Below are 24720 nucleotides of genomic sequence, written 5' to 3' on the forward strand. Positions count from 1 at the left end.
TCTTTTACTCCTGATTATTTCGCGGACTGACGGTAGAGCTCAATTAACTCGATAAAGTGGTCGAACAGCGGCGCGGCATCATGCGGCCCCGGGCTCGCTTCAGGGTGCCCCTGGAAGCTAAACGCCGGTTTGTCGGTACGATGAATGCCCTGCAGGGTGCCGTCGAACAGCGACTTGTGGGTCACGCGCAGGTTGGCCGGCAAGGTGGCTTCGTCAACCGCAAAACCGTGGTTCTGCGCGGTGATCATCACCACATTGTTATCAATATCTTTCACCGGATGGTTGCCGCCGTGGTGGCCGAACTTCATCTTAATGGTCTTCGCACCGCTCGCCAGCGCCAGCAGCTGATGGCCAAGGCAGATACCGAATACCGGAATATCGGTCTCAAGGAATTTTTCAATCGCGTCGATAGCGTAATCGCACGGCGCCGGGTCGCCTGGGCCGTTAGAGAGGAAAATACCGTCCGGATTCATTTTCAGCACGTCTTCGGCAGAGGTCTGCGCCGGCACCACCGTCAGGCGGCAGCCGCGGTCCACCAGCATGCGCAGGATGTTGCGTTTCGCGCCGAAGTCATACGCCACAACGTGGAACGGCAGCTCGCTTTCCGCTTTCGCTTCCGGCAGGTCGCCCGCCAGAGTCCAGCTGCCCTGCGTCCAGCTGTAGGTTTCTGCGGTGGTCACTTCCTTCGCCAGATCCATGCCGTTCAGACCCGGGAACGCTTTCGCTTTCTCCAGCGCCAGCTGAGCATCCGGGCTGTCGCCCGCGATGATGCAGCCGTTCTGCGCCCCTTTCTCACGCAGCAGACGCGTCAGCTTGCGGGTATCGATATCGGCAATCGCCACGATGTTATGGCGCTTCAGATAAGAAGAAAGATCTTCAGTATTGCGGAAGTTGCTGGCAATCAGCGGCAGATCGCGGATCACCAGACCCTGCGCGTGTACCTGAGAAGATTCTTCATCGGCGGCGTTGGTGCCGACATTACCAATATGAGGATAAGTAAGAGTGACGATTTGGCGGGAATAGGAAGGATCAGTGAGGATTTCTTGATAACCGGTCATTGAAGTATTGAAAACGACTTCCCCAACCGCCGTGCCGGTTGCCCCGATGGCCCGACCGTGAAACTGGGTTCCGTCTTCCAGAACCAATAGCGCTGACTTAATCAAAACACCCTCCAGAGAATATCCACTCACTTTATTTGCATATTAATTCATAAACACGATCTGAATCAATGCAAATCTGTTGCCCGCAGATTTTTGGCAAACGGCGGCATTCTGGAGAGATGTCGGATAAAAGTCAACTTAAAGCGGAGATTTTTAATGTCATTTTACGCCACTGGCGCATAACATGTGATTTTTACGCCAAAAAGATCAACAAACCTGGCTGAGAAAACGCTTGCGGACGGGAAAGAGTGTAAAACCTGGCGACGAAGCGCTAAAAAGTGGACCAAATGGTCAAAATTTACATTTCATTCACCAAAAACAGCATGAAGATTATTATTTATAGCTATCACAACGTAAAACACACACAAAACCCATAAAAATAAAAAAGGGCAACAATATATTGCCCCTTGCATCAATAACTTATTGATTGCAATAACCACATCACGATGGGTAATAATCGTTATAAACTGTTCAAATCCAGCACATCACGCATGTCAAACAGACCATTTTTCTTGTCTTTCAGCCACAATGCAGAGCGAACCGCGCCATTAGCAAAGGTCATCCGGCTGGAGGCTTTATGGGTGATTTCAATACGCTCACCGATATCAGCAAACATCGCCGTATGCTCCCCGACGATATCGCCCGCACGGACGGTGGCGAAGCCAATGGTGCCCGGAACGCGTTCGCCGGTATGACCTTCACGACTGTAGACGGCGCATTCCTTCAGATCTTTGTTCAATGCTCCGGCGATCGCTTCGCCCATCGCCAGCGCGGTGCCTGACGGCGCATCCACTTTATGCCGGTGGTGCGCTTCGATAATTTCGATGTCGGTGTAGTCGCCCATCACCTTTGCCGCCTTCTCCAGCAGCTTTAACAGGACGTTGACGCCGACGCTAAAGTTAGCGGCGAAGACAATGGCAATCTCCTGCGCGGCGTCGCGAATCGCCTGCTTGCCAGCGTCGTCAAAACCGGTGGTGCCGATGACCATCCCTTTACCGTGCTCGCGGCAAAACGCCAGATGATTCAGCGTGCCTTCCGGGCGGGTAAAATCGATCAACACGTCGAAATCATCTTTTACCGCCGTCAGGCTGCTCTGCACCGCGACGCCCGCTTTGCCGGCGCACGCCAGCTCCCCGGCGTCGCTGCCCACCAGGCTTGACCCTTCGCGCTCCAGCGCCGCGCCCAGCGCCACGCCTTCCATCTGCAATGCAGCCTGAATTAACTGGCGTCCCATCCGGCCGCCCGCGCCGGCGATGGCCACGCGGATTTGTGCATCATGCATAGCTATTCTCTTTTGTTAACATTACGTAAATTGTTTTCAGAGTAACCAGCCCGTCAGCGGGCCGCTACTCAAAAACGCCGATAATTAGAAATTTATGACAAACGGCGGACGATATCAGTAAAAACTATACGATTGTGCTGAAATGCGTGCTTTGCGGGTGCTCTCTCGGAGACAATAATCGACGTTTTCGTCATCTGTCGGTTTCAAGAAATAAGATGCACTAAATCTGGCAAACTCGACCGACCAGCATTGAAATGCTGTGGAAACATTATACTTTCGGTAGAGCAGAAAGCCTTATGCCAGGATATAGCTGACCACCAGCTGCCCCTTCTTCATCTTTATCTGACTGATAACAATGTCGCCCAGCTCCGCCAGACGGGCGACGTGGGTGCCACCGCAGGGATAAGCGGGCAGTTCGCCGAAGCCCACCTGGCGCAAGCCATCAGCGAACGTCACCTGACGCGGTAAGTCCTGCGCCTGCCAGGCCTTCACCGGCGCCAGTAGCGCACTGGCGTCCGGCAGCGCGGCATTGTTCCTGCTGGTAAAGGTTATCCGCCCTTCGCCGGGCCAGTGGTGCGCTTTCACCGGTTGCCAGCCAAGCTGTTCGCCCGCCAGGCCAAGCAGGTGGCCGGCAGAATGCAGACGGGCATGCAGCTGTCTCGCGGAGGCATCAATTTTCATCTCCACGTCACCGAGGGGAAGCGCTTGCGACAGGATATGCAGCACGCTGTCGCCGCGCACAATAACCGTCTCAACCACCTGCCCAGCTATCCAGCCGCGGTCTGCCGGTTGACCGCCTCCTTGCGGGTGAAACAACGTCCGATCCAGTTCGATGGCGTAACGGCCATCCACTTCTGCGGTGCAGGCGATGATCTGGGCGCGCCCGTCGGTAGCATCGCTGGTGTAATAAACTCGTTCAGTCATGGTGATTCTCCTCTCTGTCCGACCAGTATATTGATAATATCGACAGCGATAATCCCACCACCCGCCAATGCACTTTTGCCCCGGGAGCACAAATGAATCTAAACCTCCTGCCGGACCTCGCCCTCTTCGTCCAGATTGTCGACCAGGGCAGCTTTTCCGCCGTCGCCCGCCAGAGCGGACTGACGCCCTCCGCCGTGAGCCGCAGCGTGTCGCGGCTGGAGCGGGAGATGGGCAGCAAGCTGCTGCATCGTACCACCCGCAAGCTGCGACTGAGCGATGCCGGGGAAACAGTGTATCAGCATGCCCAGCAGATGCTGGAAGCGGCGCGGCAGGCGATAGATTCCGCCAGCAGTCGCCAAACGGTCGCTCAGGGAAAGCTGACGCTCAGCGTACCGAAAGCCGTCGGCCGCTTTGTGATCCACCCGCTGATGATGGCGTTTTTCCATCGCTACCCGCAGGTGGACGTCTGCCTGCGGCTGGAAGATCGCCCTCTGGATTTTATCGATGACGGTATTGATTTGGCGCTGCGCATCACCGATACCCCTTCCCCTGGTCTGCATGGCAAACCGCTGATGCCAATCAGGCACGTTATCTGCGCCACTGAGCCCTATTTACAGCAGCACGGTACGCCGTATACGCCGCAGGATCTGCGCGCGCATTGCTGCATTAGTCTTGGCGAAACGCCCGCCGACGCGCGCTGGAAGTTCCGCCGGGAAGGGAAAAGCGAAACAGTGCAAACCTACGGGCGGTACGCCGCCAACCATACCGCCGTCCGCCTCGACGCGGTTAAGCAGCATCTGGGCATTGGCAGCCTGCCGCTGTTTACCGCTCGCGAGGCGCTGGCGAAGGGCGATATCGTGCAGGTGCTGCCCGAGTGGGAATTCATCAGCAGCTACTCCGGCGACCTGTGGCTACTGTGGGCGGGAGATAAGCATATGCCCGCCAGGATGCGGGTGATGATTGATTATCTCAGCGAGACGGTGCCGGCGTTGAACGCAGGCAGCACAGAGCCAGCGAAATAATTGCAAACCACGGAATGATAACCCCCAACACAAACCAGATCCCGGAGCGGCCGATATCATGCATTCGCCGGCAGCCAACAGCCAGCAAGGGGAGCGCCATCAGCAGCAGCCAGAGCGCGGCAAAGGGAATGACAACAAAACTGAGGATACCGTATTGAGGGTTAACGCTGGTTGCCAGACACCAGGCCGCCAGCGGCATGGTGGCGATCAATACATTGATGAGAAAAAACGTCCAGAACTGCTGCCGGCTGGCGCGGCCACTAAAATTAAAGGTCTCTTTACAGCCGCTCAAATACGCCTGTCCATAGGTCATTGCTTCTTTCCTTGAAAATCGAGTGATTTATCACGGCGCCAGGGCAATCACCTCCGCTGCCCAGCGCTGAAACCCTTCCACGTCGATATCGAGCGCCACCAGGGCGTTCGCCGGCTGACCCAGTCGTCCTTCGATATCCACCACCGTGGTGCCCGCGGTCCAGGTCCCCTGCGTCTCCACCGCCACAAAGCACGGCTGGAGAGTGAACAGTTCCGGGCGCGCCAGCCATGCAATAGCGCAGAGATCGTGCATTCGCAAACCACTGCTCATGCTGCCGCTGCGATAGTGGCTAAACAGAGCATGAAGCATTTTACCGGTCTGGTTCAGCGTCGGTAGGGTCGCCAGGTAATCTGCCATCAGCAGCGCCCGGTTGGTGACGTCCAGCCCGCACATGACAATCTCCAGCCCGCTGTGGAAGACTTTCGCGGCGGCTTCCGGGTCGATAGCAATATTGAATTCCGCATTCGGCGTGAAGTTGCCGCGCCCCGCCGAGCCGCCCATGATCACCAGCCGGCGAATATTGAACACACATTCCGGATACTGGGTCAGCAGCAGCGCAATATTGGTCAGCGGGCCAATCGCCACCAGGGTGATCGGCTCGGCAGCGTGCATCAATGCATCGCGGATCGCCTGGAAGGCCGGCTTCGCCAGCGGCTGACGTTGATGCTCAACAAAGTCATACCCCTCCATGCCGGATTCGCCATGCACCGAGGCGGCGTCGCGCAACGGACGCACCAGCGGCATCGACGCCCCCTGCGCCAGCGGCACATCGGCATTCCAGAAGTGCAGCAGCTGCAGCGCGTTACGGGTCGTCTTCTCCACCGAAACGTTGCCCGCCACGGTGGTCATCAGTTGCAGCTCCAGCTCGGGCGCGAACAGCGCCGCGGCAATGGCGGCAGCATCGTCGATGCCCGGGTCAGTATCAAGAATGATCGGTAAGCGCATGGTTTCTCCCTAAAAAAAATGCCAGACGTTAAGTCTGGCATCTTCTCATACTGCTGGAGGAAAGAACTTACTCTACTTCACGGACATCCACACGCAGCTCTTTCGGCACTTCAAAGACGATATTCTCTTCCCGGCCTTCCAGTGGCACGGCTTCGCCGCCGCCCAGCTCCTGCAGGCGGGTAATGACGTTCTGCACCAGAATATCCGGCGCCGATGCGCCCGCCGTCACGCCGACACAGGCCGCATCCTTGACCCACGCTTCCTGGATATCGGAGGCGTCGTCAATCAGGTAAGCCGCTTTGCCCATCCGCTGCGCCAGCTCGGCGAGGCGGTTAGAGTTGGAGGAGTTTTTCGACCCGACCACCAGCACCACGTCAGCCTGCTCCGCCAGCGCGCGCACGGCTTCCTGACGGTTAGTGGTGGCATAGCAAATGTCGTCTTTGCGCGGGCCGACGATTTTCGGGAAACGCGCGCGCAGGGCGTCAATAACGTCAGACGTATCGTCGACGGAGAGCGTGGTCTGGGTCATAAACGACAGCCGGGCGTCGTTTTTGACTTCCAGCTTGAGAACGTCTTCCGGCGACTCGACCAGGTACATGCCCCCTTGCGGGTTGTTGTACTGTCCCATGGTACCTTCGACTTCCGGGTGGCCGGCATGGCCAATCAGAATCGACTCTTCGCCGCGGCGGCTGGCGCGGGCGACTTCCATATGGACTTTGGTCACCAGCGGACAGGTGGCATCGAACACCGTCAGGTCGCGGCTCTTCGCTTCGTTGCGTACCGCCTGCGAAACACCGTGGGCGGAGAAAATCAGGATCGCGCCGTCCGGCACTTCGCTGATCTGTTCGATAAAAATGGCGCCGCGCTTGCGCAGGCTATCCACCACATAGCGGTTGTGCACCACTTCATGGCGAACATAGATCGGTGCGCCATACAGCGTCAGCGCGTTTTCTACAATGCTGATAGCGCGGTCAACGCCAGCGCAAAAACCGCGCGGGTTAGCCAACAGGATCTGCATGTTACTCCTCCAGCGCCGGATCGATCTCCAGCACTTCAATATCAAAATGAACGGTGCGCCCGGCCAGCGGATGGTTGAAGTCGACGGTGATGGAATCGCCGTTCACTTCGCGGATCACGCCAGGCATTTCGCTGCCATCCATTGCGGTAAAGAGCATAATCGCGCCGATTTCTGGTTCGCCAGCGTCGATAAACTCACGGCGAGAGAAATACTGAATCAGGTCCGGGCTGGGTACGCCAAAGGCGGCGTCAGGCTCCAGCGAAAAGGCCTTTTTCTCCCCCTCTTTCAGACCGAGAAGCTGTTGCTCCAGCCCTTCAGACAGAGAGGTGTCGCCGAGGCGAAACAGCGCCGGTTTGCCGTTGCTGCGGGTGGACTCGGCGGTGGAGCCGTCGTCCAGTTTCAGTGTGAAGTGCACCAGTACCGCGCTGTTGCTCTGTACGGATTTAGACATGCAAATTGCTCGCTTGTTTTAGGTCACCGGTTGCCCGGTGGCGCTATGCTAACCGGACCGACGGGCGGCCACAAATTCTGTAGGCCGGGTAAGCGTAGCGCCACCCGGCATTGACATTTACGCCTGCTCTTTCGCGGTCGGTTTCGGCAAGAAACCTTCCAGCACAATCAGCGCTGCGCCGATGCAGATCGCACTATCGGCGAGGTTGAAGGTGGCGAAATGCCAGTCGCCGACGTAGAAGTCGATCATATCGACCACGAAGCCGTGCCACAGGCGATCGAACAAGTTACCCAGCGCACCGCCGATAATCAGGGCGTAGGCAATATTGTTCAGCTTTTGCGTCGCCTTCGAACGGTACATCAGTACCGTCAGCACCACACAAATGCCGATCGCGATCCCGGAAAAGAACCAGCGCTGCCAGCCGCCGCTGTCGGCGAGGAAACTAAACGCCGCGCCATAGTTGCGGGCATAATGCAGATTAAGCGACGGGAACAGCGGAACCGTCTCCCCCAGAGCGAAGTTCTGGAGGATCAGGAATTTGCTACCCAGATCGATAATCAGCACGGCTACGACGACCCACAGCCAGCGTAGCCCCGTTGAACAGATCGATTTACTCATCAGGCGAATTTACGTTGCTCGCCGTTACCGGCGACGTTGCTCACACAGCGACCGCAGATTTCTGCGTGTTCCGCTACCTTGCCGACGTCACTGGTGTAATGCCAGCAGCGTGGGCACTTCTCGCCCTCGGCTTTACTCAGGACCACTTTCAGCCCTTTCAGCAGATCGCTCTGCCAGGCATCAGCCGGCGCCTGCGCATAATCGGCAACGTTGGCGCCGGAGGTCAACAGGACAAATCGTAATTCATCGCCCAGCGCGTTGAGCTTGGCCGCCAGGTCGGCATCGGCATACAGCGTGACCGCTGCTTCCAGAGAGCCACCGACTTTCTTATCCGCACGCGCTTGCTCGATCACCTTGTTGACTTCGCCGCGCACCTTGAGCAATTCATCCCAGAAACCGTCGTTCATCGCTTCATCGTCGGCCAGGCCGAACAGACCTTCATACCACTCGCCGGTGAAGACATATTTCTCACGATCGCCCGGCAGGTAGCCCCAGATTTCGTCCGCGGTGAAGGACATGATCGGCGCCATCCAGCGCACCAGCGCTTCCACGATGTGGAACAGCGCGGTCTGGCAGCTGCGACGCGCCACGCTGTCCGCTTTCGCGGTGTACTGGCGGTCTTTGATGATGTCGAGGTAGAACGAGCCCATTTCGATGGAGCAGAAGCGCATCAGGCGCTGTACCACTTCATGGAAGTCGTAGGATTCGTAGGCTTTCAGGATATCTTCCTGTGCCGCCTGCGCGCAGCCGACTGCCCAGCGGTCCAGCACCACCATCTCTTCCGGTTTAACCATGTCTTTCGCTGGATCGAAACCGTTCAGGTTCGCCAGCAGGAAGCGCGCGGTGTTACGGATACGACGATAGCTGTCCGCGGCGCGTTTGAGGATCTCATCGGAGACCGCCATTTCGCCGGTGTAGTCGGTGGAGGCCACCCACAGACGCAGGATATCGGCGCCCAGCTTGTTCATCACGTCCTGCGGGCTAACGGTGTTACCGATAGACTTGGACATTTTGCGGCCCTGACCGTCGACGGTGAAGCCGTGGGTCAGTACCTGACGGTATGGCGCTTTGCCTTTCATCGCCGTGGAAATCATCAGCGAGGACATAAACCAGCCGCGATGCTGGTCAGAACCTTCCAGATACATATCGGCGGCATGACCGGCGAATTCCGGACGCACATCAACCACGGAAGAGTGGGTCGACCCGGAGTCAAACCACACGTCGAGGGTATCCGGCACTTTCTCGTAGCTGTCGGCGTCATCGCCAAGGATGTCGCGGGAATCGAGATCCCACCACGCCTGGATGCCGTCAACTTCAACGCGTTTCGCCACTTCTTCCATCAGTTCGAGGGTACGCGGATGCAGTTCGTGGGTTTCTTTGTGCACGAACAGCGACATCGGCACGCCCCAGGTACGCTGACGGGAGATACACCAGTCAGGGCGGTTGGCCACCATCGATTCGATACGCGCCTGGCCCCAGTCCGGGATCCACTGCACGCCTTTGATCTCTTTCAGCGACTGCGCGCGCAGGCCTTTCTGATCCATGCTGACGAACCACTGCGGGGTGGCGCGGAAGATGATCGGCGATTTGTGGCGCCAGCAGCACGGATAGCTGTGCTGCATTTTTTCCACGTGCAGCAGCGCACCGCTGTCACGCAGCATCTCAACGATGATGTCGTTGGCTTTGAAGACGTTGATACCGTCCAGAGACGGGTAAGTACCTGGCAGATAAGCACCGTCCGGGCCAACCGGGTTGGCGATTTCCAGACCGTATTTCTGGCTGATAGTGTAGTCGTCCGGACCGTGGCCGCCGGCGGTATGCACCGCGCCGGTACCCGCGTCCAGCGTCACGTGGTCGCCAAGGATCGCCGGCACGTCAAAATCGAGGAACGGATGCTGGAAGCGCATCAGTTCAAGCTCAGAACCTTGTACCGCCGCCAGGATACGGTAATCCGTAACGCCAAGGCGCTTCATTACGCTCTCAACCAGGTCTTTCGCCAGGATCAGCGCCTGACCGTCAACCTGCACCAGCGCGTAGTCGAATTCCGGCGACAGAGAGATGGCGCGGTTAGCCGGCAGGGTCCACGGCGTGGTGGTCCAGATAACCAGCGACACCGGGCCGTTGACGTCGGCCACGCCGAATTTCGCCAGTACCGCGGCTTTATCTACCGCGTGGAACGCCACATCGATAGACGGAGACGTTTTGTCATAATACTCCACTTCCGCTTCCGCCAGCGCGGAACGGCAGTCAACGCACCAGTGCACCGGCTTAGCGCCTTTATGCAGGTGACCGTTGCCGATGATTTTACCCAGCGCGCGGATGATATTGGCTTCAGTTTTGAAGTCCATGGTCAGGTACGGACGCGACCAGTCGCCCAGCACGCCCAGGCGGATAAAGTCTTTACGCTGACCGTCGATCTGCTCAGCGGCATATTCACGGCACTTGGCGCGGAATTCAGCGGCGGTGAATTTCTCACCTGGCTTACCGTATTGCTGCTCGACTTTCAGCTCGATCGGCAGACCGTGGCAGTCCCAGCCCGGCACGTACGGCGAGTCATAGCCCGTCAGTCCTTTGGACTTAACGATAATGTCTTTCAGAATCTTGTTAACCGAGTGACCAATATGAATGCTGCCATTCGCATAAGGAGGGCCATCATGCAGAATGAAGGTTTTTTTGCCTTTTTTGGCTGCACGAATGATGCCGTACAGGTCATCATCGGTCCAACGCGCCAGCATTCCCGGTTCGCGTTTGGCGAGGTCGCCACGCATAGGGAACCCTGTTTCCGGCAAATTCAGGGTCGATTTATAGTCACTCATCAGATTCTCGGTTCCGTATTTCGGTTTGATAAACACCAGCGGCTCAGGCCTGGCTGGTCAGCCCAAATAATTCGCGGGCCGTTAACTCATCACGTGCGATTTGCGCCTTCAGCTCGTCCAGCGACGCAAACCGCTGCTCGTTACGTATCTTTTTACGCAGTACTACATTGATATGGCGACCGTAGAGGTCCATTACAACGTCCAACAGATGTACTTCAAGCTGCTGACGCACGCCCGCGACCGTTGGACGGGTGCCAATATTGGCGACGCCCGCTATGGGTTTGTCGCCCAGCCCTGTCACTTCTACCGCATAGACCCCTTTAACCGGGGAAACCTGACGACGCAGCGGTAAGTTCGCCGTCGGAAAACCTATGGTACGGCCCAGTTCATCACCATGAACGACGCGTCCGGAGATGCTAAACGGATGGCCCAGCAGCGTCTCCGCCAGCAGGAGATCGTCATCCGCCAGCGCCTGACGCACCGCCGTACTGCTGATACGCACCCCACCTTCGCAGAAAGTCTGGGTGCTGGTCACGTCGAAGCCGTATTCCGCTCCGGCCTTTTGCAATAACAAAAAATCCCCCTGGCGACCAGCGCCAAAGCGGAAATCATCACCGACGGCAAGGAACTGCACACCCAGGCGGCGCACCAGCAGTTCGCTGATAAAATCCTGCGCGGTTAGCGCGGCGAACCGGCGGTCAAAGCGAACGCACAATACATAGTCGACCCCGCTTTCAGCCAGATAGCCCAGCTTTTCACGCAGGCGGGTCAACCGCGCCGGGGCTTTATCGGCGGCAAAGAGCTCCAGCGGCTGGGGTTCGAAAATCATCACCACCACCGGTAAACCGCGCTGGCGGCCCTCTTCGCGCAACCGCTGCAGCAGTGCCTGATGCCCACGATGCACGCCGTCAAAATTACCAATGGTCAGCACGCACCCGTGCGGCGCCTGACTGAGATTATGTATGCCGCGTATCAGCTTCATGTCTGGCTCAAAACAGTGAAAATCGTCCGAGTATACCTTGTACAACTGTCAACGTTAACCAGCGATTGCACCTCGGCAACGAAAGTTCTCAGGAATTCATTCACTCAGCGCGAGAAAGCGGGAAAACTGGCCGCGCCCGGCGATTTTTATGGTGGAAAAGCTGTATTCGCCTGCAACAAGCTGGTAGAATCTTGCGCCATCACTACGTAATGAAGCGCTGTGGTGTTAAACGGCGCTTATTTGCACAAATCCATTGACAAAAGAAGGCTAAACGGGCATATTCCTCGGCCTTTGAATTGTCCATATAGAACACATTTGGGAGTTGGACCTTGGCTAATATCAAATCAGCTAAGAAGCGCGCCGTTCAGTCTGAAAAGGCTCGCAAGCACAACGCAAGCCGTCGCTCTATGATGCGTACTTTCATCAAGAAAGTATACGCAGCTATCGAAGCTGGCGACAAAGCTGCTGCACAGAAAGCATTTAACGAAATGCAACCAATCGTGGACCGTCAGGCTGCTAAAGGTCTGATCCACAAAAACAAAGCTGCGCGTCATAAAGCAAACCTGACTGCACAGATCAACAAACTGGCTTAATCGCCTGCTTGCTGAACTTTGTTAAAGAAACCCGCGAAAGCGGGTTTTTTTATGCCCGCCATCTTCCCCCGCTAACGCGCGCTGGCGCGGCCAGCGCCACGCCAGCCCACGCCGGCAGGCTATCGGGGTTCGGTAAACAGTGACGAGTAATCGCGATTACAGATGCGCTGAACCGCGGGATGCTGAATCATTCGCTCGGCAAAAATAGCGTGATACTCCTCCATCACGCTATCCATGCGGCCAATTTCGATAATCGATTCGTCATAGTAGAAATCATGCGCATAGAGCGTCGGCGCGACAAATATCGCATTATGCGCGGCGCCGAAGGCTTTCATGAGCGCCGCATCGTCAAATTCGCCGAGGATCTCCACCTTCAGGCCCTGCACGTTAATCCAGTTCAGCAGTTTACGCCCCAGCATCGAACGCCGACCGGGGATCAGCAGCCGCCGCTCTTCCAGACAGGCCGGAAACGGCTTCGTCGGCGCCGGATTCATGCACCAGAAGCTGACGCTGCACTCGCCAATCTTCACCGAAAATAGCCCTTCCTGCTGTGTCGAGTCGATCGGACAGTCAGAGATAATCATATCGAGCTTATGCTGGCTCAGTTGCTCCAGCAGCAGCTCATGGGTGGATTCAAAACAGCGCAGATGGATCTGCTCACTCTCAACGACGGCGGCATCCAGCACGCCGCTGACCAGCCGCTTGGATAACGCATCAGCGACGCCGACATCAAACAGCAGATTCGACTCTTTGCGGTAGTTGACGATGTCGAGCATCTCCTGGCTGAGGGTAAACATGCGGTCGGCATAGCGGAAGACCAGCTCGCCCAGCTCACTCGGCTCCAGTCCCCTTCCTTTTCGCTTAAACAACTTACCCTGCAGGCGCTCTTCCAGGGCTTTGATCTGCCCGGTAATCGTCTGCGGCGTCAGAAACAGCGCCTCCGCCGCGCCAACGACGGACCCTTCTTTATACACGTGCCAGAAGTAGTACAGATGGTTGTAGTTGATATGTGACATGCTTCTCTCCCTGATAATGTCCAGGAGAGCCACGCAGGCTCTCCTGCAGAAAGGTTATACCGCGAGGCGAGTCTCCGTCACGCGCTGACGCAGTATGAGATATCCGATGACTGCTGATAGCACTGAGCCAATCAGGATGCCAAGCTTGGCCCAGTTGATCAACGCGGGGTCGACGCTACCGAAGGCCAGAGTGGCGATGAAAATCGACATCGTAAAGCCAATCCCACACAGAATACCCACCGCCATGATCTGCTTGCAGGTGGTCCCCTCCGGCAGCGAGGCCCACTTCAGCTTCAGCGCCAGCCAGCAGAACAGGCTGATCCCCAGCGGCTTGCCGATAAACAGCCCGGCCATAATGCCCAGCGGCAGAAGCGACGTCAGTCCGGCCAGGGTGACTCCCTGCAGCGAAACGCCAGCGTTGGCGAAGGCGAACAGCGGCAGGATCATAAACGCGACCCACGGGTGCAGGACATGCTCAAGCGCTTTGGCCGGTGACTTGCCATGCTTTTCCTCTAGCGGGATCATAAAGCCGACGATCACCCCGGCAAGGGTCGCATGAACGCCAGACTTCAGCACCGCCGTCCACAGCACCGCGCCAACCAGAATATAGATCCCGGTACGCCGCACGCCGCTGAGGTTCAGGGCCACCAGCACCGCAATTGCCGCCGCCGCCACGCCCAGCGAAAGCATGGACAGGTCGTGGGTATAAAACAGCGCGATAATCACGATAGCCCCGAGGTCATCAATAATCGCCAGCGCCATCAGGAAAATCTTCAGCGCCGTCGGTACCCGGCTACCTAACAGCGCCAGCACACCGAGCGCAAAGGCAATATCCGTCGCCGCGGGGATCGCCCACCCCTCTCTGGCGACAGGATCCTGGGCGTTAAAAGCCAGATAGACCAGGGCCGGCACAATCATCCCGCCGAGCGCGGCAATCACTGGAAACACCGCCTGACGACGGCTCGCCAGCGACCCCTGAATCAGCTCACGTTTGACCTCCAGGCCAATCAGTAAAAAAAACACCGCCATCAGGGCATCATTGATCCATAACAGCATGTTCTTATTGATCTCCAGCGCCCCCACTCGCAGCTGAACTGGCGTCTCCAGGAAGGAGTGATACAGACCGCTGGTCACGCTGGTATTGGCCATCACCATCGCCAGCGCGGCGGCAATGATTAAGACAATGCCGCCGGAAGCATCGCTACTAAAGAATCGTTGCAGATGTTTCACTTTTACTTTCATCCTGTTGGTGAATAACTCGATAAAAGCATAATACACACACTGATAACTCGAAAAAATCAGATTTAAATTGCTTTAAAGCTCGTTTTTTACGAATAAAAGAGGAGGCGTAAGGCAAAAAAAGCCCGGGCAGCAAGGCCCGGGCCGGATATCAGGAAAAGCGGAATTAGCGGGTCAGGTCGTCGAAGAACTTCTTCACACCGTCGAAGAAGCTTTTCGAACGCGGGCTGTTGTTTTCCCCGGTCGGGCCGCCGAAGCTCTCCTGCAGCTCTTTCAGCAGCTGCTTCTGCTTCTCATTCAGCCCTACCGGCGTCTCCACCACCACGCGGCACAGCAGATCGCCCTGGGCGCCGCCGCGAACGGATTTCACACCTTTGCCGCGCATGCGGAACAGCTTGCCGGTCTGGGTTTCACCCGGCACTTTCAGACTGACGCGACCGTCGAGCGTCGGCACTTCAATCTCACCACCCAGCGCCGCCATCGTGAAGTTGATCGGGACTTCGCAGTACAGGTTATTACCTTCACGCTCAAAGATAGCGTGCTGCTTCACCTGGACCTGTACGTACAGATCGCCTGCCGGTGCGCCATGCTCGCCAGCTTCGCCTTCGCCCGCCAGACGGATCCGATCGCCGGTGTCCACACCTGCCGGAATTTTAACCGACAAGGTTTTCGTTTTCTCTACACGCCCATGACCATGACATTTGTTGCATGGATCTTTAATCAGCGTACCGCGTCCCTGACAGTGCGGACAGGTCTGCTGTACCGCAAAGAAGCCCTGACGCATCTGCACCTGGCCTGCGCCATGACAGGTCGGACAGGTCTGCGGCTTGCTGCCGGCCTTGGCGCCGCTGCCGTGACAGACGTCGCACTCTTCCAGCGTCGGAATACGGATCTCTTTGGTGACGCCACGCACCGCTTCTTCCAGCGTCAGCTCCATGTTGTAACGGAGATCGGCGCCGCGCGCCGCGCGCTGACGACCACGTCCGCCGCCAAAGATATCGCCGAAAACATCGCCAAAGATATCGCTGAAATCCGCACCGCCGCCAAAACCGCCGCCGCCGCCCATGCCGCCCTGTTCGAAGGCCGCGTGGCCGTACTGATCGTAGGCCGCACGCTTCTGGGCATCAGTCAGGATTTCATACGCTTCTTTGATTTCTTTAAATTTGGCTTCGGCCTCTTTATCACCCTGGTTGCGGTCCGGGTGATACTTCATGGCCAGGCGCTTGTAAGCCTTTTTGATTTCACGCTCTTCCGCTGTTTTGGAGACGCCTAAAATCTCGTAGTAATCTTGCTTTGCCATCGGTGTTTTTCAGCCCCTTAACATGCGTGCACGGGCGGAGAGGAAACCTCTTCGCCCGTGCCAGTGTTTTACCCGTTCAAAGGGCGATTATTTTTTATCTTTCACTTCTTCGAACTCAGCGTCGACAACATCGTCGTCTTTCGCGTTGCTCGCCTGAGCGTCAGCGGAACCCGCCTGCTGCTGAGCGTGCTGCTGCTGAGCAATTTCCATCAGCTTCTGAGAAGCCTGCGCCAGCGCCTGCATTTTCGCTTCGATGTCCGCTTTGTCTTCGCCTTTCAGGGAAGTTTCCAGCGCAGTCAGCGCAGATTCAATAGCGGTTTTGTCATCAGCCGGCAGTTTATCGCCTGCTTCTTCAACCTGCTTACGAGTGCTGTGCAGCAGATGGTCACCCTGGTTACGGGTCTGTACCAGCTCTTCGAACTTACGGTCAGATTCGGCGTTAGCTTCTGCTTCGCGAACCATTTTCTGAATTTCTTCTTCATTCAGACCGGAAGACGCCTTGATGGTGATCTTCTGCTCTTTACCGCTGTTTTTGTCTTTCGCGGAAACGTGCAGGATACCGTCAGCATCGATGTCGAAGGTGACTTCGATCTGCGGCATACCGCGCGGCGCCGGGTTAATACCATCCAGGTTGAACTGACCCAGTGATTTGTTATCAGACGCGCGTTTACGCTCACCCTGCAGCACATGGATGGTTACCGCAGACTGGTTGTCTTCTGCAGTAGAGAACACCTGGCTGTGCTTGGTCGGGATAGTGGTGTTTTTGTTGATAAGCGCTGTCATCACGCCGCCCATGGTTTCGATACCCAGCGACAGCGGGGTTACGTCCAGCAGCAGAACGTCTTTCACATCACCCGTCAGTACACCACCCTGAACCGCTGCGCCGATCGCCACAGCTTCATCCGGGTTAACGTCTTTACGCGGCTCTTTACCGAAGAACTCAGCGACTTTTTTCTGCACCATCGGCATACGAGTCTGACCACCAACGAGGATCACGTCGTTGATATCGGAAACGGACAGACCGGCATCCTGCAGGGCCACTTTCAGCGGCTCGATGGAACGGTTAACCAGGTCTTCTACCAGGCTTTCCAGTTTCGCGCGAGTCACTTTGATATTCATGTGTTTCGGACCGGTCGCATCTGCAGTGATATACGGCAGGTTAACGTCGGTCTGCTGAGCAGAAGACAGTTCAATCTTCGCTTTCTCAGCGGCTTCTTTCAGGCGCTGCATGGCCAGCGGGTCGTTACGCAGGTCAATGCCCTGATCTTTCTTGAACTCATCAACGAGGTAGTTGATTAGACGCGTATCGAAGTCTTCACCGCCCAGGTGGGTGTCACCGTTGGTCGCCAGTACTTCAAAGGTTTTCTCGCCGTCAACTTCGTCGATTTCGATAATAGAGATATCGAAAGTACCACCACCGAGGTCGTATACCGCGATAGTGCGGTTACCGACTTCTTTATCCAGACCGTAAGCCAGCGCGGCCGCGGTTGGTTCGTTGATGATACGTTTGACTTCCAGACCGGCGATACGGCCGGCATCTTTGGTTGCCTGACGCTGCGCATCGTTGAAGTAAGCCGGTACGGTGATAACCGCTTCAGTTACCGGTTCACCCAGGTAATCTTCAGCCGTTTTCTTCATTTTTTTCAGCACTTCAGCAGAGATCTGCGGCGGTGCAGTTTTGGTGCCTTTCACATCCAGCCATGCGTCGCCATTGTCTGCGGCAACAATTTTGTATGGCATGATAGAAACGTCACGCTGAACTTCTTCGTCCTGGAAGCGGCGGCCAATCAGGCGTTTAATCGCAAACAGGGTGTTTTGCGGGTTTGTCACTGCCTGACGTTTAGCCGGCTGACCAACCAGAGTTTCACCATCCTGGGTATAGGCAATGATAGAAGGCGTGGTGCGATCGCCTTCGGCGTTCTCCAGCACGCGTGCAGTAGTGCCATCCATAATCGCTACACAAGAGTTGGTAGTACCCAGGTCGATACCAATAATTTTACCCATCTAAACGTCTCCACTAAAAATTCGATCAACATGTGGTTGTGAACCTGTAATAAGGGCGAAACGTGCGGTTTCAACTGCCCAGACATCATTTTTTTTCAGGTTCTTCACTGCGGTTGACTACAAGATGGGGTCGCCCACCCCGGCATCAAGGGGCAAGCCTAAAAATTTTTTGCACCGGGCCCCGACCTGAGTCGTGAAAAGCGTCCCGAGCGACATTGTCAGGCGCCAAAAGAGGCAGCGAAATGCATATATAAATGATGAATGTAAAAACAAAATATATTCATAATATCATTGACATAACCCGCAATACTTGCGCGCTAATGGCCCCACGCCCCTGGTGATAATATCCCTCGCCGTCGCACTTTACTTATTCAGGGGACAGATTGATGAAACCACTATTCCGGATTTCCGCGGGGCTTATCCTCGGCTTATCGTTTATCACCTCGGCGGCCGCCAATGACCATAAAATCCTCGGTGTGGTAGCCATGCCGCGCAATGAAACCAACGACCTGACGCTGAAACTCCCGGTCTGTCGGGTCGTCAAACGCATTCAGCTCAGCGCCGAGCGCGGCGATGTACAGCTTTCCGGGGCGACGGTCTACTTTAAGGCCAGCCGCGGCGCCAGCCATACGCTGAACGTCCCCGCCGGGATAAAAGAGGGCAGCACCTCCGGCTGGATCAACATCAATAGCGATAACGACAGCAAACGCTGTGTGAAGAAAATCGCCTTCTCCGGCCACACGGTCCACTCCTCAGATATGGCCTCATTAAAAATTATCGGCGACGACTAACCTCGTTATCCTGAGGAGGGATGATTTATGCATATTAACTATCTGGCAGATGACGATCTGGCCTTTCTTCCTGAGTGCAGCGAGGCGCATCTGGAAGCTTTTACCCGTATTCTGACCCACGGCGAAAACGGCAAACCCCGCCTCTCCAGCACGCTGCTGCGCAACGAGACCTTTTTAGCAATGGAGGGCCACCCTGAACGCTATCGCCGCAACTGGCAGCTGATTGCCGGAGAGCTACAGCATTTTGGCGGCGACAGCATCGCCAACACCCTACGCCGCCACGGCAAATTTTATCGCGCGATCCTGCTGGATGTGTGTAAACGGCTGAAGGCGAAGGTCGACAAACAGATGACGACGCCGCAGATCGAACAGCAGTTACTGGAACATTTCCTGCAGCACAGCTGGAATAAGCTGGATGCGGAGCAAAAGGCACAATTTCTTGCCGCGGTGGATTGCCGGAGCCATGAGCTGGAAAATCTGTTGCCCCATCTGCTGAGGCACCGCAAGCTAAGCGAAGGGGTCGCCCTGTTGCTGGACGAGCGCTTAACCGCCATTCTGCGCACTCATGCCGCCGTAAGCGTTATTGGTCATGGTCTGGTGCGCGGCGCCGGGCTGGGCGGGCCGCTCGGCGCCGCGCTGAACAGCGTCAAAGCGGTGAGCGGCAGCGCTTACCGGGTCACCATCCCTGCGGTCCTGCATATTGCCTGTTTACGGCAAATGATCCAGCCGCCGTCGGGCGCAACAGAAATTGGTGAAAAATACCCCGCCAGATCATAGACAGCCCTTCAGCGCCTCATTATTATGCCGCGCCCCGCCGCCAAGTCGCGGGGTAATGCTTCCCTTTTAATGATAATTTTGAGGAATTATGGGCAACACTAAGTTGGCTAATCCGGCACCGCTGGGCCTTATGGGCTTCGGCATGACCACTATTCTGCTTAACCTGGCGAATAGCGGCCTGTTCGCATTCGATGTAGCTATCCTGGCGATGGGCATTTTTTACGGCGGCATTGCGCAAATTTTTGCCGGCCTGCTTGAATACAAGAAAGGCAACACCTTTGGCTTAACCGCTTTTACCTCCTACGGCAGCTTCTGGCTGACGCTGGTGGCTATCCTCCTGATGCCGAAAATGGGTCTGGCGGAAGCGCCTAACGCGCACTTCCTCGGCATGTACCTCGGCCTGTGGGGCGTCTTTACCCTGTTTATGTTCTTTGGCACCCTGAAAGCAGCCCGCATGCTGCAGTTTGTCTTCCTGAGCCTGACCGTGTTGTTCGCGCTGCTGGCGATTGGTCATCTGGTGGATAACGAAGGCATTGTGAAAGTCGCTGGCTGGGTCGGCCTGGTTTGTGGCGCCAGCGCTATTTACCTGGCGATGGGTGAAGTGCTGAACGAGCAGTTCGGCCGCACCGTGCTGCCGATCGGCGAACCACGTTAATCGTCCGCCGCCGTCCTGTCACAGGGCGGCGGCAGGTCATCATCGGTAGACCAGACTCAACGCTGCAGTTCCCCTTCCGGCAATCCCGCCGACGCCGTCAGCCCCTGACGCAGCCAGATACCTAATCCTAGCCCCATCAGCGAGAGGGCCAGCACATACCAGGCTGGCGCCATCGGCGACACGCCCATCAGCATGGTGACCGCAATCGGCGTCAGGCCGCCAAAGATCGCGTACGACAGGTTGTAGGAAAATGAGATGCCGGTGAAGCGCACTTCAGCCGGGAAGGCCCGCACCATGACATAAGGCACCGCCCCTACCACCCCGACGCAGAGCCCCACCGTGCCGTAGAGCAGAAACAGCCGCTGCGGGCTGGCGCCGGACAGGTGGTAAAATGCCCAGCTGGCAACCGCCAGCAGCAGGCTGCCGACGATGAAAGTCCGGCTGGCGCCAAAGCGATCCGCCGCCAGCCCGGCGAGCAGACAGCCGATGCACAACATAATCGTGGCGATGCTATTGGCCTGCAGGGTAATCGCCGGCGCGAAGCCATAGTGTTTCTGCAGCCAGACCGGCGACATCAGGATCACCACCACCACGCCTGCCGACAGCAGCCAGGTCAGCAGCATAGAGATCACCACCGCCTTCTGGTGCTTCAGCGCTACCGCTTTTACCGGCAGCTCCTGCGCCAGCGCTTTACGCTGCTGCATCTCAAGAAAAATCGGCGTCTCCTGCAGCCAGCGACGCAGATACATCGCAATCAGACCAAATACACCGCCCAGCAGGAAGGGGATCCGCCAGCCGCCGTCGTGGATCCCCTGCGGCGTCAGGCTGGTGTTGATAAGCGTCGCCACCACCGACCCCAACAGAATGCCAACCGTCAGGCCGGCCGTCAGCGTACCGCAGGCGATACCAATGCGTTTTTCCGGGACATGCTCGGCGACAAACACCCAGGCGCCAGGAACTTCCCCGCCGATCGCCGCCCCCTGCAGAATACGCATCAGCAGTAACAGCAACGGCGCGACGATGCCCGCCGAGCTATAGGTTGGCAGCAGGCCAATCGCCAGGGTCGGCAGCGCCATCAGCAGGATGCTGAGGGTGAACATTTTCTTGCGTCCCACCAGATCGCCAAAGTGGGCCATGATGATCCCTCCCAGCGGGCGCGCCAGATAACCGGCGGCGAAAATGCCAAAGGTTTGTACCTGACGGAGCCATTCGGGAATATCTGCGGGAAAGAAGAGCTCACCGACGACGGCGGCAAAGAAAACGAAAATGATAAAGTCATAAAACTCCAGCGCGCCGCCCAGGGCGGCCAGCGTCAGCGTTTTATAATCCTGGCGGTTTAGCGGTCGGTTTGCATATGACATAACGCGATTTCATCCTGAGGTGTGCAGCGTGATTTATAGCGTGTAAAGTAAACAGCACTATATCGTAAATAAAACGGCACACCATCAGCGATGCAGGTTATGTCACAAATGCATTAAATTCAGGATAAAGTTTCGCGCCTGGCGCTCTTAGGACGAAATGCTTCTACCACACGGCCATCGGTTTCCACATAAGGCCCCTCCAGCAACTGTACACAATAAGGTACACTTGCAAAAATACCGTGCACCAGTACCTTGCCGTCAGCATCTTTTACCCCTTCCAGGGTCTCCTGAATCGCTTTCGGTTGTCCGGGAAGGTTGAGGATCAACGCCTGCTTGCGGATCACCCCGACCTGCCGGGAAAGGATAGCCGTCGGCACAAAGTGTAGGCTAACCTGGCGCATTTGCTCGCCGAAGCCCGGCATCTCGCGATCGGCAATCGCCAGCGTTGCGTCAGGCGTCACATCGCGACGCGCAGGGCCGGTTCCGCCGGTGGTCAGCACCAGATGGCACCCCATCTCGTCAACCAGTTCGCACAGCGTTTGCTCAATGATCACCTGCTCATCCGGAATCAGGCGGGTTTGCAGTTCGAAAGGGGTGGTGAGGGCACGCGCCAGCCACTCTTCCAGTGCCGGGATGCCTTTATCCTGATAGACGCCGCTGGAGGCGCGATCGGAGATGGAAACTAAGCCGATTCGTAAGGTATTCATGGTTATTCCGTTCAAACTGTGGCGTTAAACGAAATGATACACTGCCGGAGGCGGGACAGACAGTGTAATGTGGCCGACGGGCGTCGGCCACCTGCGGGATTACAGCAGTTCGCCGATCATTTTTTCCAGTTTTTCCTGGTCGATCGCAAACTTACGGATACCTTCCGCCAGTTTGTCTACCGCCATCGGATCCTGGTTATGCTGCCACAGGAACTCAGATTCGGTAATACGTTCCGGACGCGCTTTCACTTCGCCGGTATAAACCAGTTTGCGCTCAACGGCGCCTTCGCTTTCAGACAGCTCTTTCAGCAGCGCCGGGGCGATGGTCAGGCGGTCACAGCCGGCCAGTTCCAGGATTTCGCCAACATTACGGAAGCTGGCGCCCATCACCACGGTTTCATAGCCGTGCTGCTTGTAGTATTCGTAGATTTCGCTGACGGAAACCACGCCCGGATCTTCTGCCGGCGCGTACTCTTTCTTGTCGGTGTTGGCTTTGTACCAGTCGAGGATACGGCCAACAAACGGCGAAATCAGGAAGACGCCCGCTTCGGCGCAAGCGCGAGCCTGAGCGAAGGAGAACAGCAGCGTCAGGTTACAGTTGATGCCTTCTTTTTCCAGCTGTTCAGCGGCGCGAATGCCCTGCCAGGTGGAAGCCAGCTTGATAAGAATACGATCGTTGCTGATGCCCGCGTCGTTATACAGCTTGATGATACGCTTGGCTTTCGCGATAGACGCTTCAGTATCATAGGAGAGGCGTGCATCCACTTCAGTGGAAATACGGCCCGGGATCAGTTTCAGGATTTCGAGACCGATGTTCACCGCCAGCTTGTCGGAAGCATCGAGGATCTGCTGCGCGCGATCGCTGCTCTGGCTACGTGCCCAGGCCACAGCGTCATCAATCAGCTTACGGTACTCAGGGATCTGAGCCGCGCCGAGAATCAGGGAAGGGTTGGTGGTGGCATCCTGAGGCTGATACAGCTTCATTGCCGCAATATCTCCGGTGTCAGCGACGACAGTGGTGTACTGACGCAGAGAAGTTAATTTATCCGTCATGATATATTTCTCTTAAACAGCAGTTAAGGGGATGTAACCGGTCTGCCCAGATGATAACACGCTGCCGGGTCAGCGCAACCGCCGACGAGAGAAGAGCGCAGAGTGTGATAAACTGTGCCGCTTAATTTGCTGAAAGCGAAAGGATTGTCACTTAATTGGTAACGCTTACACAAGCGTACCGGCATGGACAAGAGGATGTTTAATGCCTGATTTTCTCTCATTTATCAATGAAATACTCTGGGGCTCAGTGATGATTTATCTGTTACTGGGGGCAGGGATCTGGTTTAGCTGGCAAACCCGGGGTATTCAGTTCCGTTACGTGCGCAAATTCGGCCGCAGTCTGAAAAAAAGCCTGCACCAGCAGCCGGGCGGTTTAACATCCTTCCAGGCGCTCTGTACCAGTCTTGCCGCCCGGGTCGGCAGCGGCAACCTTGCCGGGGTGACGCTGGCGATCGCCGCCGGCGGGCCTGGGGCCGTATTCTGGATGTGGGTTTCCGCCCTGCTCGGCATGGCCAGCAGCTTCGCTGAGTGTTCTCTTGCGCAACTATACAAAGAGCGCGACAGCCAGGGACAGTTTCGCGGTGGCCCGGCGTGGTATATGGCGCGCGGTCTCGGCATGCGCTGGATGGGCGTTCTGTTTTCGATCCTCCTGCTGCTGGCCTATGGATTTATCTTTAACACCGTGCAGGCCAACTCGGTGGCCCATGCCCTGCACTATGCGTTCGATCTGCCAGCGGCAGTCAGCGGCGGCGTGCTGGCCATTTTCGTTTTCCTGGCCATTCTCCGTGGCCTGCGCGGCGTGGCGCGCCTGATGCAGTGGCTGGTGCCCATCATGGCGCTGCTGTGGATCGCCACCAGCCTGCTCATCGGCCTGTGGCACGTCACCGCCCTGCCGACCATTTTTGCCACCATCTTTCGCTGCGCCTTCGGCTGGCAGGAAGCCGCCGCCGGCGCGGTGGGCTACTCCATCAGCCAGGCACTGACCAGTGGCTTCCAGCGCGGCATGTTCTCCAATGAAGCAGGGATGGGTTCTTCGCCTAACGCCGCCGCGGCCGCCGCCTCCTGGCCGCCGCACCCGGCAGCGCAGGGGATCGTGCAGATGATTGGCGTGTTTATCGATACCATCGTGATCTGTACTGCCAGCGCGATTATCGTCATGCTGGCGCCGCGCCCCGACAATGAATATACGCTCAATGGCATTCAGGACTTGCAACATGCGATGAGCGTGCTGGTCGGCGGCTGGGGAGCCGATTTTATCGCCCTCATCGTGCTGCTGTTCGCCTTTAGCTCTATTGTGGCCAACTACGTGTATGCGGAAAATAATCTGGTCTTTCTGCGTCTGGATAAGCCTCGCTACATCTGGGGGCTGCGATTACTCACCGTCCTGATGGTGCTGCTGGGAACCCTGGTTAGCCTGCCCGTCGTCTGGCAGAGTGCGGATATCATCATGGCGCTGATGGCGATGACCAACCTGACGGCCATCCTGCTGCTTTCCCCGACGGTGCGGATTATCGCCAGCGATTATCTGCGCCAGCGGCGGCTGGGTATCCAGCCCACTTTCGATGCCGCCCGCTACCCGGATATTCACCAGCAACTGGCCCCGGGCGCCTGGAATGAACTGCCGCGCGAATAGCGCGGCAATCGCAGCTATCGATCCCACCATGCACTTTTTTTGTTAAAATTCGTCGAAATT

General features: G+C 56.9%; 23 protein-coding genes and 1 pseudogene. 6 read left to right on the plus strand and 18 right to left on the minus strand.

Going from position 1 to position 24720, the window contains the following annotated elements:
• Positions 1-14 precede the first annotated feature (14 nt).
• From carA to AC3EMD_RS23505, 3 genes are all read right to left on the minus strand, one after another.
• Positions 15-1163: a glutamine-hydrolyzing carbamoyl-phosphate synthase small subunit gene (gene carA, locus AC3EMD_RS23495; protein WP_012542883.1), complete on the minus strand. Its 1149-nt coding sequence runs from the start codon at positions 1161-1163 to the stop codon at positions 15-17.
• A 457-nt stretch (positions 1164-1620) separates the two neighbouring features.
• A complete protein-coding gene (gene dapB, locus AC3EMD_RS23500) occupies positions 1621-2442 on the minus strand; it encodes a 4-hydroxy-tetrahydrodipicolinate reductase (protein ID WP_302073791.1) in 822 nt (273 codons plus the stop codon).
• 294 nt (positions 2443-2736) lie between these two features.
• Positions 2737-3366 (minus strand): alanyl-tRNA editing protein, encoded by a 630-nt coding sequence (locus AC3EMD_RS23505; RefSeq protein ID WP_016160278.1) that lies wholly within the window; start codon positions 3364-3366, stop codon positions 2737-2739.
• A 92-nt stretch (positions 3367-3458) separates the two neighbouring features.
• Between AC3EMD_RS23505 and AC3EMD_RS23510 the strand changes: the two genes are divergently transcribed.
• Positions 3459-4388, plus strand: coding sequence for a LysR family transcriptional regulator (locus AC3EMD_RS23510; RefSeq protein WP_008807489.1), 930 nt, complete (start codon positions 3459-3461; stop codon positions 4386-4388).
• On the opposite strand, the gene AC3EMD_RS23515 is transcribed toward AC3EMD_RS23510, so the two are convergent.
• The 8 genes and pseudogenes from AC3EMD_RS23515 to AC3EMD_RS23550 all read right to left on the minus strand — a co-directional run.
• Complete coding sequence (locus tag AC3EMD_RS23515) at positions 4336-4701, minus strand: DUF805 domain-containing protein (RefSeq protein WP_302073792.1); 366 nt, start codon at positions 4699-4701, stop codon at positions 4336-4338. The genes AC3EMD_RS23510 and AC3EMD_RS23515 overlap by 53 nt on opposite strands.
• A 30-nt stretch (positions 4702-4731) precedes the next feature.
• Positions 4732-5646 (minus strand): ribonucleoside hydrolase RihC, encoded by a 915-nt coding sequence (gene rihC, locus AC3EMD_RS23520; protein ID WP_101139446.1) that lies wholly within the window; start codon positions 5644-5646, stop codon positions 4732-4734.
• 67 nt (positions 5647-5713) lie between these two features.
• A complete protein-coding gene (ispH, locus tag AC3EMD_RS23525) occupies positions 5714-6664 on the minus strand; it encodes a 4-hydroxy-3-methylbut-2-enyl diphosphate reductase (RefSeq protein WP_002887979.1) in 951 nt (316 codons plus the stop codon).
• Between the two features lies 1 nt (position 6665).
• Entirely contained in the window at positions 6666-7115 is a 450-nt protein-coding gene (gene fkpB / locus AC3EMD_RS23530) for an FKBP-type peptidyl-prolyl cis-trans isomerase (RefSeq protein ID WP_002887976.1), read from the minus strand.
• 117 nt (positions 7116-7232) lie between these two features.
• Positions 7233-7733, minus strand: coding sequence for a signal peptidase II (gene lspA, locus AC3EMD_RS23535; RefSeq protein WP_008807492.1), 501 nt, complete (start codon positions 7731-7733; stop codon positions 7233-7235).
• Positions 7733-10549 (minus strand): isoleucine--tRNA ligase, encoded by a 2817-nt coding sequence (ileS, locus tag AC3EMD_RS23540; protein WP_032733435.1) that lies wholly within the window; start codon positions 10547-10549, stop codon positions 7733-7735. Before ileS ends, lspA begins: the two co-directional genes overlap by 1 nt.
• A 43-nt stretch (positions 10550-10592) precedes the next feature.
• Positions 10593-11531 (minus strand): bifunctional riboflavin kinase/FAD synthetase, encoded by a 939-nt coding sequence (gene ribF / locus AC3EMD_RS23545; protein WP_008807494.1) that lies wholly within the window; start codon positions 11529-11531, stop codon positions 10593-10595.
• 7 nt (positions 11532-11538) lie between these two features.
• Positions 11539-11744 (minus strand): annotated as a pseudogene (locus AC3EMD_RS23550) (DUF2575 domain-containing protein); the annotation flags it as partial.
• Positions 11745-11860: 116 nt separating this feature from the next.
• Here AC3EMD_RS23550 and rpsT point away from each other — a divergent pair.
• Positions 11861-12124, plus strand: a complete 264-nt coding sequence (gene rpsT, locus AC3EMD_RS23555) for a 30S ribosomal protein S20 (RefSeq protein ID WP_002887965.1) — start codon at positions 11861-11863, stop codon at positions 12122-12124.
• A 119-nt stretch (positions 12125-12243) separates the two neighbouring features.
• Here rpsT and nhaR read toward each other — a convergent pair whose 3' ends face one another.
• From nhaR to dnaK, 4 genes are all read right to left on the minus strand, one after another.
• Positions 12244-13140, minus strand: a complete 897-nt coding sequence (nhaR, locus tag AC3EMD_RS23560; protein WP_008807495.1) for a transcriptional activator NhaR — start codon at positions 13138-13140, stop codon at positions 12244-12246.
• 54 nt (positions 13141-13194) lie between these two features.
• Positions 13195-14370 carry a Na+/H+ antiporter NhaA gene (nhaA, locus tag AC3EMD_RS23565; RefSeq protein WP_008807496.1) on the minus strand — a complete coding sequence of 392 codons (1176 nt, stop codon included), beginning with the start codon at positions 14368-14370 and terminating at the stop codon, positions 13195-13197.
• Between the two features lie 175 nt (positions 14371-14545).
• Positions 14546-15679 (minus strand): molecular chaperone DnaJ, encoded by a 1134-nt coding sequence (gene dnaJ, locus AC3EMD_RS23570; protein ID WP_008807497.1) that lies wholly within the window; start codon positions 15677-15679, stop codon positions 14546-14548.
• 87 nt (positions 15680-15766) lie between these two features.
• Positions 15767-17683, minus strand: coding sequence for a molecular chaperone DnaK (gene dnaK / locus AC3EMD_RS23575; protein ID WP_008807498.1), 1917 nt, complete (start codon positions 17681-17683; stop codon positions 15767-15769).
• Between the two features lie 386 nt (positions 17684-18069).
• Between dnaK and AC3EMD_RS23580 the strand changes: the two genes are divergently transcribed.
• From AC3EMD_RS23580 to satP, 3 genes are all read left to right on the plus strand, one after another.
• On the plus strand, positions 18070-18474 hold the full coding sequence (locus AC3EMD_RS23580; protein WP_008807499.1) for a DUF2541 family protein: 405 nt from the start codon (positions 18070-18072) through the stop codon (positions 18472-18474).
• Between the two features lie 27 nt (positions 18475-18501).
• Positions 18502-19251 carry an acidic protein MsyB gene (gene msyB, locus AC3EMD_RS23585; protein WP_008807500.1) on the plus strand — a complete coding sequence of 250 codons (750 nt, stop codon included), beginning with the start codon at positions 18502-18504 and terminating at the stop codon, positions 19249-19251.
• A gap of 88 nt (positions 19252-19339) precedes the next feature.
• Positions 19340-19906, plus strand: coding sequence for an acetate uptake transporter (gene satP, locus AC3EMD_RS23590; RefSeq protein WP_012542907.1), 567 nt, complete (start codon positions 19340-19342; stop codon positions 19904-19906).
• Between the two features lie 56 nt (positions 19907-19962).
• Here satP and AC3EMD_RS23595 read toward each other — a convergent pair whose 3' ends face one another.
• The 3 genes from AC3EMD_RS23595 to tal form a co-directional block, all read right to left on the minus strand.
• The gene (locus AC3EMD_RS23595) at positions 19963-21267 is read right to left on the minus strand and encodes an MFS transporter (protein WP_008807502.1); all 1305 of its coding nucleotides are present in this window, start codon (positions 21265-21267) and stop codon (positions 19963-19965) included.
• A gap of 119 nt (positions 21268-21386) precedes the next feature.
• On the minus strand, positions 21387-21974 hold the full coding sequence (mog, locus tag AC3EMD_RS23600; RefSeq protein ID WP_008807503.1) for a molybdopterin adenylyltransferase: 588 nt from the start codon (positions 21972-21974) through the stop codon (positions 21387-21389).
• Positions 21975-22073: 99 nt separating this feature from the next.
• On the minus strand, positions 22074-23027 hold the full coding sequence (tal, locus tag AC3EMD_RS23605) for a transaldolase (RefSeq protein ID WP_004204228.1): 954 nt from the start codon (positions 23025-23027) through the stop codon (positions 22074-22076).
• 202 nt (positions 23028-23229) lie between these two features.
• Between tal and AC3EMD_RS23610 the strand changes: the two genes are divergently transcribed.
• The gene (locus tag AC3EMD_RS23610; protein ID WP_302073793.1) at positions 23230-24660 is read left to right on the plus strand and encodes an alanine/glycine:cation symporter family protein; all 1431 of its coding nucleotides are present in this window, start codon (positions 23230-23232) and stop codon (positions 24658-24660) included.
• Positions 24661-24720: the final 60 nt, after the last annotated feature.

This window comes from Klebsiella sp. PK18 (assembly GCF_057784655.1).

Coding starts and splice junctions, on each gene's coding strand:
- dapB (WP_302073791.1), bottom strand. CDS start 2,442: ATGCATGATGCACAAATCCGCGTGGCCATCGCCGGCGCGGGCGGCCGG.
- AC3EMD_RS23505 (WP_016160278.1), bottom strand. CDS start 3,366: ATGACTGAACGAGTTTATTACACCAGCGATGCTACCGACGGGCGCGCC.
- AC3EMD_RS23510 (WP_008807489.1), top strand. CDS start 3,459: ATGAATCTAAACCTCCTGCCGGACCTCGCCCTCTTCGTCCAGATTGTC.
- AC3EMD_RS23515 (WP_302073792.1), bottom strand. CDS start 4,701: ATGACCTATGGACAGGCGTATTTGAGCGGCTGTAAAGAGACCTTTAAT.
- rihC (WP_101139446.1), bottom strand. CDS start 5,646: ATGCGCTTACCGATCATTCTTGATACTGACCCGGGCATCGACGATGCT.
- ispH (WP_002887979.1), bottom strand. CDS start 6,664: ATGCAGATCCTGTTGGCTAACCCGCGCGGTTTTTGCGCTGGCGTTGAC.
- fkpB (WP_002887976.1), bottom strand. CDS start 7,115: ATGTCTAAATCCGTACAGAGCAACAGCGCGGTACTGGTGCACTTCACA.
- lspA (WP_008807492.1), bottom strand. CDS start 7,733: ATGAGTAAATCGATCTGTTCAACGGGGCTACGCTGGCTGTGGGTCGTC.
- ileS (WP_032733435.1), bottom strand. CDS start 10,549: ATGAGTGACTATAAATCGACCCTGAATTTGCCGGAAACAGGGTTCCCT.
- ribF (WP_008807494.1), bottom strand. CDS start 11,531: ATGAAGCTGATACGCGGCATACATAATCTCAGTCAGGCGCCGCACGGG.
- nhaR (WP_008807495.1), bottom strand. CDS start 13,140: ATGTCACATATCAACTACAACCATCTGTACTACTTCTGGCACGTGTAT.
- dnaJ (WP_008807497.1), bottom strand. CDS start 15,679: ATGGCAAAGCAAGATTACTACGAGATTTTAGGCGTCTCCAAAACAGCG.
- dnaK (WP_008807498.1), bottom strand. CDS start 17,683: ATGGGTAAAATTATTGGTATCGACCTGGGTACTACCAACTCTTGTGTA.
- AC3EMD_RS23580 (WP_008807499.1), top strand. CDS start 18,070: ATGAAACCACTATTCCGGATTTCCGCGGGGCTTATCCTCGGCTTATCG.
- msyB (WP_008807500.1), top strand. CDS start 18,502: ATGCATATTAACTATCTGGCAGATGACGATCTGGCCTTTCTTCCTGAG.
- satP (WP_012542907.1), top strand. CDS start 19,340: ATGGGCAACACTAAGTTGGCTAATCCGGCACCGCTGGGCCTTATGGGC.
- AC3EMD_RS23595 (WP_008807502.1), bottom strand. CDS start 21,267: ATGTCATATGCAAACCGACCGCTAAACCGCCAGGATTATAAAACGCTG.
- mog (WP_008807503.1), bottom strand. CDS start 21,974: ATGAATACCTTACGAATCGGCTTAGTTTCCATCTCCGATCGCGCCTCC.
- tal (WP_004204228.1), bottom strand. CDS start 23,027: ATGACGGATAAATTAACTTCTCTGCGTCAGTACACCACTGTCGTCGCT.
- AC3EMD_RS23610 (WP_302073793.1), top strand. CDS start 23,230: ATGCCTGATTTTCTCTCATTTATCAATGAAATACTCTGGGGCTCAGTG.